Annotated in this window: 11 protein-coding genes; 7 read left to right on the top strand and 4 right to left on the bottom strand. The window is 62.4% G+C overall.

Going from position 1 to position 12,093, the window contains the following annotated elements; genetic code table 11:
* The first annotated feature begins 170 nt into the window (after window positions 1–170).
* Window positions 171–464: a GYD domain-containing protein gene (locus AC1D10_RS11020; protein ID WP_477271482.1), complete on the top strand. Its 294-nt coding sequence runs from the start codon at window positions 171–173 to the stop codon at window positions 462–464.
* Window positions 465–570: 106 nt separating this feature from the next.
* On the opposite strand, the gene AC1D10_RS11015 is transcribed toward AC1D10_RS11020, so the two are convergent.
* Entirely contained in the window at window positions 571–1,605 is a 1,035-nt protein-coding gene (locus AC1D10_RS11015) for a LysR family transcriptional regulator (RefSeq protein WP_477271480.1), read from the bottom strand.
* Window positions 1,606–1,871: 266 nt separating this feature from the next.
* On the opposite strand from AC1D10_RS11015, the gene AC1D10_RS11010 reads away from it, so the two are divergent.
* Window positions 1,872–3,278, top strand: a complete 1,407-nt coding sequence (locus AC1D10_RS11010; protein ID WP_477272080.1) for a pyridoxal phosphate-dependent decarboxylase family protein — start codon at window positions 1,872–1,874, stop codon at window positions 3,276–3,278.
* Window positions 3,279–3,363: 85 nt separating this feature from the next.
* Here AC1D10_RS11010 and otnC read toward each other — a convergent pair whose 3' ends face one another.
* Genes otnC through AC1D10_RS10995 form a run of 3 tightly spaced genes read right to left on the bottom strand, consistent with a single transcriptional unit; the run spans window position 3,364 to window position 5,971 of the window.
* Window positions 3,364–4,002: a 3-oxo-tetronate 4-phosphate decarboxylase gene (gene otnC, locus AC1D10_RS11005; protein ID WP_477271478.1), complete on the bottom strand. Its 639-nt coding sequence runs from the start codon at window positions 4,000–4,002 to the stop codon at window positions 3,364–3,366.
* Complete coding sequence (gene otnK / locus AC1D10_RS11000; RefSeq protein ID WP_477271476.1) at window positions 3,999–5,252, bottom strand: 3-oxo-tetronate kinase; 1,254 nt, start codon at window positions 5,250–5,252, stop codon at window positions 3,999–4,001. Before otnK ends, otnC begins: the two co-directional genes overlap by 4 nt.
* Window positions 5,249–5,971 carry an FCD domain-containing protein gene (locus AC1D10_RS10995; protein WP_477271474.1) on the bottom strand — a complete coding sequence of 241 codons (723 nt, stop codon included), beginning with the start codon at window positions 5,969–5,971 and terminating at the stop codon, window positions 5,249–5,251. The genes otnK and AC1D10_RS10995 overlap by 4 nt, the downstream gene beginning before the upstream one ends.
* Before the next feature lie 201 nt (window positions 5,972–6,172).
* Between AC1D10_RS10995 and AC1D10_RS10990 the strand changes: the two genes are divergently transcribed.
* From AC1D10_RS10990 to AC1D10_RS10970, 5 genes are all read left to right on the top strand, one after another.
* Window positions 6,173–7,111 (top strand): ketopantoate reductase family protein, encoded by a 939-nt coding sequence (locus AC1D10_RS10990; protein ID WP_477271472.1) that lies wholly within the window; start codon window positions 6,173–6,175, stop codon window positions 7,109–7,111.
* Window positions 7,112–7,115: 4 nt separating this feature from the next.
* A complete protein-coding gene (locus AC1D10_RS10985; RefSeq protein ID WP_477271470.1) occupies window positions 7,116–8,648 on the top strand; it encodes a sugar ABC transporter ATP-binding protein in 1,533 nt (510 codons plus the stop codon).
* Window positions 8,645–9,661, top strand: a complete 1,017-nt coding sequence (locus tag AC1D10_RS10980; protein ID WP_379093582.1) for an ABC transporter permease — start codon at window positions 8,645–8,647, stop codon at window positions 9,659–9,661. Before AC1D10_RS10985 ends, AC1D10_RS10980 begins: the two co-directional genes overlap by 4 nt.
* An 86-nt stretch (window positions 9,662–9,747) precedes the next feature.
* Window positions 9,748–10,767: a substrate-binding domain-containing protein gene (locus AC1D10_RS10975; protein ID WP_184872170.1), complete on the top strand. Its 1,020-nt coding sequence runs from the start codon at window positions 9,748–9,750 to the stop codon at window positions 10,765–10,767.
* A gap of 129 nt (window positions 10,768–10,896) precedes the next feature.
* Window positions 10,897–12,093, top strand: a complete 1,197-nt coding sequence (locus tag AC1D10_RS10970; RefSeq protein ID WP_477271467.1) for a cytochrome P450 — start codon at window positions 10,897–10,899, stop codon at window positions 12,091–12,093.

Here is a 12,093-nt window from a genome sequence, read left to right as displayed (position 1 = left end):
TCGGGGAAACTCGACGAATTCCACTTTGGTCTTGTTTGATTTGAAACGACAACGGCGCTCGATGGCCTCCTTGCCGCAAGTGGTTCGCGCACCTGACTCGTGGTATCGTAGTTTCGGGAGACGGCGGACGCGCCGTGAGTGCCCGCCCGCTCCCACTGTGGGAGGAACCAATGGCTTATTACGTATTGCTGTCGAGTTTCACAGATCAAGGTATCAAGAGCATAAAGGATACTCAGAAGCGTGCTGAGTCCTTCAAGGCGACGGCCAGCAAAAGCGGCATCAAGGTTCACACCCTGTTGTGGACGCTTGGTCAATATGATGTTGTGGCGATTGCCGAAGCCGACGACGACATTGCTGCGACCGCACTAGCCTTATCAATAGCATCGCTAGGCAACATCAGAACTCAGACATTGAGGGCGTTCGACGCGGCAGACATGGCCAAGATAATGGCAAAAATGGCCTGACCGCCACTGTGCCATGCGCGGTCGATCGAAGCCGGCTACCGAGTGGAACGGCGTTGAAGCGAAAACCCTGGGGCAAGTCCGGGGTTTTTGAGGAACGTTCAACGAGCTATTCTGGTCTATTCGCAATCGTAGCCGGCTGCATAGCAGCTACCAGAATTGCGGTCTTGTGGCTTACCCGTGGCGCTTTTGATAGATGCGTAGTCGCCAGTTCGGCAGTTGGGAGGGGATCGGCGTAGTGCGTCTGCACCGCCTCGCAAACCTGCTCGAACATCCATGTCAGGCCGGCATCCGTCATCACCGCTTTCTGGGCGATAACGCAGATCGGGACGTGGCCAGTGTTCAACGGAAGGTCGGCGCTGACCAGGCCGAAGCGCGGTCCCTGCCTCGCCGCCAGGACGGCTGGCACGGCGGCGATGAGGTCGGACTCGGCGACCGCCGCCAGCGCCATGGTGTAATTGGGCACCGTCAGCACCACACGTCTCGCTAGGCCGCACGCTTCCAGAGCTTCGTCGACCAGCCCCTTCCTGTCGCCGGTGAACGACACCACCACATGGCGCATGGTGCAGTAGCGTTCTAGCGTCGGTTGCTCGGCGAAGGGATGACCGGCGTGCATCACGACCACGAAACGCTCCTTGAGCATCGCGCGCCGGGTGAAGCGCGCCGGCACGTCGTCCAGAGGCGCGACGGCGATATCCACCAGGCCGGCGTCGATCTCGGCAAGAACCGGCCGCCAGGTCCGCTCGATGGGCCCACCCTTGCGATAGGGCAGCATTTGCAGCACCGCGAGGTCGATATTGGGCGCGGCCGTGGCCAGCTTCTCGACAAGTGGCGGCAGGAACACCGCCGAAAGCGCGTCGGCGGCGCTGATGGTAAAGCGCCGGTTCGATGTCTCGGGGTGGAACGGCTCGATCGCCACCACCATTCGCCGCACCTGCGCCAAGATATTGGCGATAGGCTCGGCCACCTGCAGCGCGCGCGGCGTCGGCACGACCCCCTTCGGCGTCTTCAGGAAGAGCGGATCGTTGAGCAGCTTGCGGAGCCGGCGCAGCCCGTGGCTGATCGCCGACGGCGACAGCCTAAGGCGATCGCCAGCCCGTCCGACATGGCGCTCCTGGAGTACCACCTCGAACAGTTTCAGCAAATTGAGATCGGCGCGCGATAGGTCGATTTCATTCAGCATGATGATGAATTGATATCATTGGATTCATCAGAGCCCAAGCACGATACTGGCGTCTCAAAGGTTTTCTGGATCCGTGGGCGTGTCGATGCACCTACGCGCCCGTGTCGCGCAAATACAAACATCGACTGGCTATAGGAGATATCCTCATGACACTGGACGCCCTGATCGTCGACCCGATGTTGCAGGCCCTGGAGAGCCGGCGGCCCTCCGCAATGGAGAATGGCGGCATGGGCGAGGCTTCCACAGGCGAGCTCTTCCAGCGGGCAGCCGATCACGCCACCCGCTTTCGCGACGCCATCGCCTCGGGGCCGCAACGGCCGCTGGTGTCTTATCGGCAGGCCTTGGACAGTTTCCGCGAGCCGCTTCCCGAAGGGGGCAGCGCTGGGCTCGGTGTGGTTGACGAGCTTGTCGCGAAGGCTGAGCCCGGCCTGCACAAGATGACAGGTCCGCGCTTCTTCGCCTGGGTCTGCGGCAATTCCCATTCGGTCGGCGTTTGTGCCGATTGGCTGACCAGCACTTGGGGTCAGAATACCGGCAATCACCACGCCACGCCGTCGGCCTCGGCCGTCGAGACGATCGCCGGCGGCTGGCTGCTCGAGCTGCTCGACCTGCCGCGCGAAAGCTCCATCGGCTTCGTTACCGGGGCGACTATGGCCAATTTCGTCTGCCTGGCAGCGGCGCGCGGCGCAGTCCTGCGGCAGATCGGCTGGGATGTCGAGGCGCAGGGGCTGTTCGGCGCGCCGCCGATCACGGTGCTGATTGGCGACGACGCCCATGCCACGGTGTTCTCGGCGCTGCAGTTCCTGGGCCTTGGCCATGACCGCGTCGTGCGTGTGAAGACAGACGACAATGGTCGCATTGTGGTGGCCGATTTTGCCGTGGCAGCCGCCCAAGTCTCCGGCCCTTGCATCGTCATCCTGCAGGCCGGGCAGATCAACACCGGCGCCTTCGACGATTTTGCTGGCATCGTTCCCATCGCCCGGCGGATCGGTGCCTGGGTGCATGTCGACGGTGCCTTTGGTCTCTGGGCGCGTGCCTGCCCCGAACGCAGCCATCTGGCCGAGGGCGCGGATGCCGCAGACTCATGGGCATGCGACGGCCACAAATGGCTGCAGACACCCTATGATTGCGGCTACGCCATCGTGCGCGACGAACAGGCCCATCGCCGTGCCATGACGATCGCGGCTAGCTATCTGCCGCCAACTTTCGAGGACGAGCGCGACCCGAGCCATTACGTGCCCGAACTGTCACGACGGGCGCGCGGCTTCGCCACCTGGGCGATGATCAAGCATCTCGGCCGTGACGGCATTGCCGCGATGGTCGCTCGCCATTGCAAAGTGGCGGAAGCGATGGCGGAAAGGCTGCGCGCTGACAACGCCATTGCCGTGCCCAACGACGTGGTGCTGAATCAGTTCGTCGTGCGTTTCGGCGCCGACCGCCCGGACGAGGAGGCCGACCGGCTGACGCTGCAGACGATTGCCCGACTGCAGGCCGACGGCATCTGTTTTGCCGGCGGCGCCAAATGGCACGGCCGCCAGGTCATGCGGGTGTCGGTGATTTCCTGGTCGATTGACGACATGCAAGGCGAAATTGCCGCCGACGCCATGATCGCGGCGTGGCGGGCGATAAGGTAGGCGAGGGCTGTCGGCTGGCTCTGTATTCGAGGAAATGCTGATATGACCGGGCCTGACAGCTTCGAATAAGGGCCACCGTTGACATTCACTTTTGTCGACGTTGCTCCAACTCGGCGACTGTCCGCCCATCCAGTCGCCTGACAGGCAGATGTTTGGTCAGAAGCGCCAGCTTCGCTGTTTCCTCCAGTTCCTCCGCGGCAAAGACGGCGTCGCGGAAACTGCGTCCGGAAACCACCGGACCGTGATTGGCCAGAAGGACGGCCGCATGGTCATGCGCCTTGGCGAGCACCAGCGGCCTGACGTCGGCCGACCCCGGATGAGTGTAGGGCAGGAGGGGCACGCGACCGACGCGCATCACCACATAAGGCGTGATCGGCGGGATTGCGTCGTCGGGGTCTGTGTCTTCAAGGCAGGACAATGCCGTGGCATAAGTCGAGTGAAGATGCACGACAGCCGCCGCCTGTGGCCGCGCTTCATAAAACGCCATGTGGAGGGGTATCTCCTTGGTCGGGGGATCACCGGACACGGCCACGCCTTGGGTGTCCAGCTTCGACAGTCTGCTGGGTTCGAGATAACCCAGGCAGGAATTGGTCGGCGTGACAAGGAAACCATCGGCAAGCCGAGCCGACAGATTGCCGGACGAGCCGGCGGTGTAGCCGCGCATGAACAGGGACTCGCCCCAGCGGCAAAATTCTTCGCGAAGCTGCTGTTCTTCAAGTGTCATGGGGCGCCACCTTTCAGCATATTGAGCGCACGTTCGAAAAAATCGTCGGCGCCGAAATTGCCCGATTTCAGCGCCAAGGCCAGCCTCGGCTCGCCGTCGAGGACGAGCACCGGCACGCCGGTGTCGATTTCCGGACCGACTTCAAGCGCCGACGCGCCGAAAGCAGAGGCGACCGCGCCGGAGGTTTCGCCACCCGCAACCACGAGCCGCTGAAAGCCGGCAGCCACCGCCTTGGCGGCGAGTTCGGCGAAAACTGTCTCGAACAATCCTGCCAACCGTTCGCGGCCATGTCGGCTCTGTGCCGCGGACACTTCGGAAGGCTCCGCAGTCGAATAGACGAGCGGGCCGGCATCCTTGTGGCTGACCAGAAAATCCAGTCCGCTTGCGATGGCAGCGTCCGGATCGAGCACATCGGCGGCATCGAGTTGCATCGAAGGATGCCCGTTCCGATAGGCGGCAATCTGCCGGCGTGTCGCAGAAGAGCAGCTGCCGGAGAGGATGAAGCCAGGCCTGTTGTTCCCCGCGAACCGCTGCCGATCGCCGCTCACCGGGTGGATACCAAAATTGCTGGGCAGGCCCATGGCGATACCCGAGCCGCCGGTGACCAGTCGATGGGTCTTGGCTATCTTGCCCAGCGCGATGAGATCGTCGTCTGTGATCGCGTCGGCGACGATAAGTCTTTCGCCGTTGCGTTTTGCAAGATTAAAGGCGGCTTCAGCACCGCCCGAACGCAAACTTTCCAGCGGAAGATGGCCGACCTTGAGTCGCGTCTGGCGCGATAGCCACCGCCTTATATCGGGGTCGGTCATCGGCGTCAGCGGATGGTTTTCCATGCCGGACTCGCTGAGCAGGTGGTCGCCGACGAAGAGGTGGCCGTTGTAGAGCGTGCGGCGGTTGGCGGGAAAGGCAGGGCAAACCAGTGCCAGCGGCGCGTCCAGTTCCTCCAGCAGGGCTTGAGCAACCGGACCTATGTTGCCTTGCGGTGTGGAATCGAAGGTCGAGCAATATTTGAAGACGATCTGCTCGGCGCCGTTGGCAACCAGCCAGCGGCAGGCCGCCAGCGACTGCGCTACCGCATCGCCGGCCTCGATAGAACGCGTCTTCAATGCAATGACCGCGGCGTCGATCTCGTCCGCAAGCTGTCCGATCGGTGTGCCGACATACTGGACAGTCCGAGCGCCGGCCTTGGCGAGCGTGTTGGCGATGTCACCGGAACCGGTGAAATCGTCGCCGATGACGCCGATCTTCATTCGGCGTGGTCGCTTGCCCGCTGGCGCCAGAACATCGTCGTCAGCTGATCCAGATGCTCCCGCATCGCCTGTTCGGCACGATCGGGATCGCGCGCGACGATCCCATCGTAAATGGCGCGATGCGCCTCGTACGCCGTCTGCTCCTGACCGTCGGCGGCCAGCGTTACAATGCGCTGTTCCTTGAGCCATTCGGAAATCTGGTCGTGCAGGGCGACGAAGACGAGGTTGCGGGCAATACGGGCGAGTTCGAAGTGAAAGGCGATGTCGGTGCTGGTGAAACGGTCACGGTCACCGATCGCCAGCCGATTGGCTTCGAGCGCATCACGCAACGAGGCCAGATCTTCTGACGTCGCCGTCCGGGCGGCTTCCCGGGCGAGGCCAACCTCGAAGAACATGCGCGCGCCCTGAAAGGAACGCTGGCCCAATTCCGTCGACAGCATCTGCCTGACTGCAGGTGCCATGCCGGTGAAAATATGGCTGGCGGTCGGCATCAAGACTTTGGCGCGAGCACCATTGGTGAGTTCGACGAGGCCGGCCTTCTGCAGCGAGATCAGTGCTTCACGAATGGCCGGGCGGCCGACGCCGAAGCGCGACTGCAGGTCGCGCTCGGGTGGCAACTGGTCTCCGGGCTTGAGTTTGCCGGAGAGGATCTGTCCCTCGAGATGTGTTGCCACATGCTCGAAGAGTTTCTTTCGTTCTATGACAAGAGGGTCGACCATAGACCTTTCATACCATCATGCTTGACAACCATGCAACAGCTTGCAATGCTGAAAACACAAGATTGAAAAAAAGCGGGAAGACAAGGCCGGGCTCCATGAGCATCGGCTAGCACCGGTTTGGGCGCCCTCAAGGCAGCTCCGCCCCCTGCAAATCAACTTGCTTTTGAGGCGGCGATTGCGATCGCCAAGGGAGGAAGATGCATGAAAATCGCCATTCTAGGCGGCGGCGGAGCTATGGGCGGGATATTCGGTGGATATCTGGCCCGCGCCGGCAATGACGTCACGCTGATCGACGTCTCCAAGGCGGCGGTGACGGCGATCAACGACATCGGGCTGACCATCGAGGAGAAGGATGGCTCGCAGCCAGTGATAAAGGTGCCTGCAAGCGACAATCCGGCAAGCGTCGGGCCGGTCGATCTGATCATCAATTTCGTCAAATGTTATCATACCGAAGCCGCCGTTCGGGCTGCAGCACCGATGATCGCCAGGGATACCGCCGTGCTCAGCCTGCAGAATGGCTGGGGCAATGCACCACGCATTGCGTCGATCGTCGGCGAAGACCGCGTGCTGGTTGGCCTGACCTACCATGGCGGCACGTTGCTGGCGCCCGGCCGCGTCAAGCATCCCGGCTCCGGCATGACCTATATCGGCGAGCTTACCGGCAAGCCGACCGAGCGCCTCGGCAGGGTGATCGAGACTTTCCGTGCGGCGCAGATCGAGACGACACAATCCGACAGGATCCTGGACGAGGTCTGGAAGAAACTGGCGCTGAATGCCTGCACACTGCCGGTCGCCGGGCTGTTGCATTTGATGTCGCACGAACTCGTCGCCTTCGATGGCGCCAAACTCCTGATGGCCGCTATCCTCAAAGAGGTCGTGGCGGTAGCAAACGCCCAGGGCATCGCGCTCGACTATGCCGAACGCTGGGCTGCGATCACCGGCCTGCTCGAGAAGGCGATCGGCGGCAAGGCTTCGATGCTGCAGGATGTCGAAGCCAAACGGCAGACTGAAATCGAGGTCATCAACGGTGCCATTGTCGATGCAGGCAAGCGGACCGGTGTGGCCACGCCTGTCAACGAAACGATGGTCTGGATGATCCAGGCCAAGCAGGCCCACTACCTCCAGGTTAAGGCTCAATAGGGCCATGGCGCCGCGGCTCGAAATCAAAGGCCTTTCCAAGTTCTTCCCCGGTGTGCGGGCGCTGGACGACGTATCGATGAGCGTCGAGGGCGGTGAGATCCGTGCATTGCTCGGCGAAAACGGCGCCGGCAAGTCGACCCTCGGCAAGATCGTCGCCGGTGTCTATTCACGCAACCAGGGCAGCATCCTTGTCGATGGCGCCGAAATCGCCGACTTCGACGAGAAAGCGGCGGGCGATCTCGGCATCGGCATCGTGCATCAGGAAGGCTCGCTCGTTCCGCAGCTTTCTGTTGCCGAGAACATCTTCGCCGGCCGGCAGCCGACGCAATGGCTGGGCCAGGTGGATGTCCGAGCCATGCGCGATCGTGCAAGGGTGCTTATCGCACAGCTTGGCGTCGCCATCGATCCGGCACTGAAGGTGTCGACCCTTTCGCCGGCGCAGGCCCAGATCGTCGAGATCGCCAAGGCGCTGTCTCGCGACCTCAGGATTTTGATCCTCGACGAGCCGACCGCCGCATTGACCCTTACCGAAACCGAGAAACTGTTCGATGTGGTGCGCCGGCTGGCGAGCAACGGCGTTTCGGTGATCTACGTTTCGCACCGCCTTGCCGAGATTTTCGCGCTTTGCCATTCGGTGACCGTGCTCAAGGATGGCAGGCTTGCCGGAACACGCAAGGTCAGCGAGACCTCGACCGACGAACTGATCCGTCTGATGGTCGGACGCGACGTGCATTTTTCGCGTGCGGCGGCAGGGCGCAAGATCGGTGACATCGTGCTCAAGGCCGAAAGCGTCGACGCGCCGCCTCTGGTGCGCTCGGCATCGATCACCGTGCGCGCTGGCGAGGTCGTCTGCCTTGCCGGGCTTATCGGGTCCGGTCGCAGCGAATTCTGCGAGGCGATCTTTGGCGCACGCCGACGGCGTGGCGGCTCGATCTGGATTGGCGGCAAGCCTATCGATCCGAGAGGTCCGTGGGACGGCAAGCACGCCGGCATCGGCATGGTTCCGGAAGACCGCAAGGCGGCGGGTCTGTTCCTCGGCATGGACATCGTCAACAATGTTGCCGCGACGGTTCTTTCCAAGGTTTCCTCGGGCGCCAATTTCTCCAACCGCAAGGCCGAGGCTCTGGCCAAGAATTTTGTCAACGAGCTGCGCATCGCGACGCCGAGCGTGCGCCAGATCGTCGGTAATCTCTCCGGCGGTAATCAGCAGAAAGTGCTTCTGGCCAAATGGCTGGCGATGGAGCCGCGCCTGCTGATCGTCGACGAACCGACACGCGGCGTCGACGTCGGGGCACGATCGGAAATTTACCGGCTTCTGCGGGCGCTCGCCGACAAGGGCGTCGCGCTGCTCGTTGTGTCCTCGGACCTGCCGGAGGTGCTGGCGCTTGCCGACCGCATTGTCGTGATGGCGGAAGGCAGGACGGTTGGCGAATTGCCAGGCGACGGGGCAAGCGAGGAACAGGTGCTGCGGCTGGCTACCAGATACACGGCTTCGGTTGCTGAAGTCCGCAAGGAAGCAGGAATGGCAGAGGCATGACGATGCAGATCACGCAACCGATGGCCGAGAATGCCGAGCACCGGCGCGAAAACCTTTTCGTGCGTATCGTGCGGCGCCTCGCCGATTCGAGGGAATTGACGCTCTTCGTGCTCGTTATCGCGCTCGCGCTGGCGATGAGCATCGTCTATCCGAACAATTTCCCCACCGCCTCCAACATGAGGGCCGTGCTGCTCAATCTCGCACCGGTCGGCATTCTTGTCTGCGGCATGATGCTGCTGATGATCGGCGGCACGTTCGATCTGTCGGTCGGCTCGACTCTCGCCTTCTCCGGCGTCTGGGCCGCGGTCGTCGCCGGATGGTGGGGCTGGCCGGCGGAGGTTGCTGTTCTGGTCGGCATCCTGGTTGGCGCACTGTGCGGTCTGGTCAACGGTTTGATCGTCACCCGCATCGGCATCAACGCGCTGATCGCAACCCTAGGCACACTCACCATCTATCGCAGCCTGACCTACGTCACCGCGGGCACTGGCGTCACGCCGATCACCGACGCTTTCGCCGAATATGGCCGCGCCGCCGACCCGTTGCTCAGGATCCAGTCGCCGTTCTGGGCGATGCTGGTGCTCGTGCTTGTCGGCGGCTGGCTGGTGGCCCGGACGCGCTTCTTCCGGCAGTTTTATTTCATCGGCGGCAATCCTCGCGCAGCCCAGCTTTCGGGCATTCGCGTCGACCGGCTCATCCTGATCGGCTTCGTCATCATGGGAGCGCTGGCGGGTCTTGCCGGCGTGCTGGGCGCGGCGCGTCTCAACAGTGCGGTCGTCAACGCCGGCGTCGGCATCGAACTCAAGGTCATCACCGCCACCGTGCTCGGAGGCGCGAGCCTGAAAGGCGGCGAAGGCACGATCCTCGGCGGCATTCTCGGCGTGCTTTTCATCGCATTGATCGAGAACGCCATGATCATCAATGCGATCGGCGTGTTCTGGCAAGGGCTGGTGGTGGGTCTGGTCCTGCTGTTCGCCGTCTCGCTTGATCGTTTCAAGACCAGCAGCCGCGCCTGATTTCAGGCGAGGACGGGAGGAGGCATTCGGACAACCGGATGACATACAGGAACTGAAAATACAAAAAACATCAGGAGGAAACGGGCATGAAATCGATAGTGAGAACGATACTTTCCGGCGCAGCGCTTGCTGCCACCGCATTGCTCTACACCTTTCCGGCCAGCGCACAGGAATCATCCTTCGGGCCGGCCGACGCGAAGGAGACCTATTACTGGATCTCCAACAAGGCCAACCTGCCGCTGTTCGTGCAGTATGACTATGTTGGCATGAAGCGGATCGCCGAAGAGCTCGGCGTCAAGGTGATCGTCGCCGGGCCGACCGATTTCGACGTGCCAGGCTTCATCTCTGCTGTCGACCAGGTCTGCGCGCAGAAGCCGAGCGGCGTCTCCGTCGTCGGCGGCTGGGATCCGTCGCTGACCGAATCGGTCAAGAAATGCATGGAGCAAGGCGTGCCGACGGTCGTCGATGACGGCGATCTGCCGGACTCCGGCCGTCTCGCCTATATCGGCACGAACTGGACGCAGGTCGGTGTCGCCCAGGCCAAGAAGCTGATGGAAATGCTGCCGAAGGGTGGCAAGGTCGCCTCGATGTCGATCATCAACGCCGGCAACATGCGCGAAGCGGTGGCCGGCTTCAAAGCCTATGTCGAGGCCAATGGCGGTGGCAAATACACGATCGTCGCCAATGAGGATGACGGTGGCGACGCGCAGAAGGCGGCGCAGGTGACGGCGGCGATTCTGGCTGCCCATCCAGACATCGCCGGCCTCGCCGGTTTTGATTCCGAATCTGGTGCCGGCATCGTCACGGCACTGCGTGAAGCCGGCAAGAATCCCGGTGACATCAAGGTGACCGCGATGGAGCAGACGCCGGACTTCTTCAAATCGGCAAAGGAAGGCTGGGTCGACGGCATCGTCGTGCAGAATCGCGAGCTCTTCATCTACTACGCGGTCAAGCTGCTGCACGACTACAACACCAATACGTTGAAGTCGGCCGGCCTCTCGTCGAAAGACGGCGGCCGTCCGATCCCGGACTCGCTCGATACGGGCGTCATCCTGATCACCAAGGACAATGTCGACAAGGTGCTGACCGCTCTGAATGTGAAGTAGGCTGAACGCAGACATCGCGGAGTCTTGGATCAAGGCTCAAGCAGCGTCCGGCGGCGTTATCTCCCCGCCGCCGGACGGCCAATTCAAACGTCATCTGGCAAGACCGAAACCATGTCGAACACCGCAGCAATGAGCGAACCTCAGATTCCGGAGGATGTGGACATCCACGATCCGGCGTTCGTCCGCGACCCGTTCACCGCATATGACCGGCTGCGCCTGGAGTGTCCGATCGCCCGCTCCAACAAGCATGGCGGCTTCTGGCTTATGACCCGCTACGAGGATGTGCGGGCCGGCGCCATCAACTGGCGCGACTATACGTCGAGCGTCGCAGGCGTTACCGCTATTCCGGTCATCACCCCGCGCACCGAACCGATGCTGCCGATCGAGATCGATCCGCCGCGTCATTCTCGCTACCGCGCCCTCGTCAATCCGGTGTTCACGCCGGAACGGGTCGCGGAAATCACGCCGCGTATCGCAAAGCTCGCTGCCTCGATGCTCGAACGCATGGCGGAGAAAGAAAGCGCCGATGCCGTGGCTGAATTCTGCGTGCCGGTCGCGATCGCTTCGCTTGCCGCCTTCACCGACGTGCCGCTGGCTGATTCCGAAAGTTGGGTCGGCTGGATCACCAAAATGTTCGACGTCAGCGATCCCGTCGCCGGCGCGGCTGCGAGCCGCGATCTCGTTGCCTATATTGACGGGCTGATAGCGGCGCGCCGGGCCGCTCCGACGGGCGACTTCATCAGCATGCTGATGGCCGCCGAGATCGAGGGCGAAAGTCTCGACGACGGCCAGATACGATCCTTCATGACGGTGGTTTTCGGCGCCGGTTTCGAGACCACCGCCGACGGGCTCTCGGTGATGCTGCACTGGCTCGCCGAACACCCGGCCGATCTGGCGCGGCTTGCCGCCGATCCGGCACTAGTACCGACGGCAGTCGAGGAATTCCTGCGTTTTTCCTCGCCAATCCAGATTTTCGGCCGCAACGCCGCGCGTGATCTGTTTGTGCATGAACGCCGGCTGCGGGCCGGCGACATCGTCGCACTGGGCTTCGGCTCAGCCAACCGCGATCCGACCGTATTCGAGGGGCCAGACGAATTGCGCCTGGATCGAAAGCCGAACAGGCATCTCACCTTTGGCGCAGGGCCACATCTCTGCGCCGGCGCCGGCGTCGCTCGCATGGAATTCGCGGTGACGCTGGAGGCTCTGATAAAGGCCGGAATTCGCCTTGCCCTCGATCCTGCGGTAGCGCCACGCTGGAAGACCAGAGGCGATCGGCGCGGTTTTGCTAACCTGCCCTTGCTCATTGATAGAAAGAAGGCGCATTGA

The sequence above is a fragment of the Mesorhizobium sp. P2_A8 genome (assembly GCF_056404935.1).
This window is presented reverse-complemented; position numbering and strand designations above follow the sequence as displayed.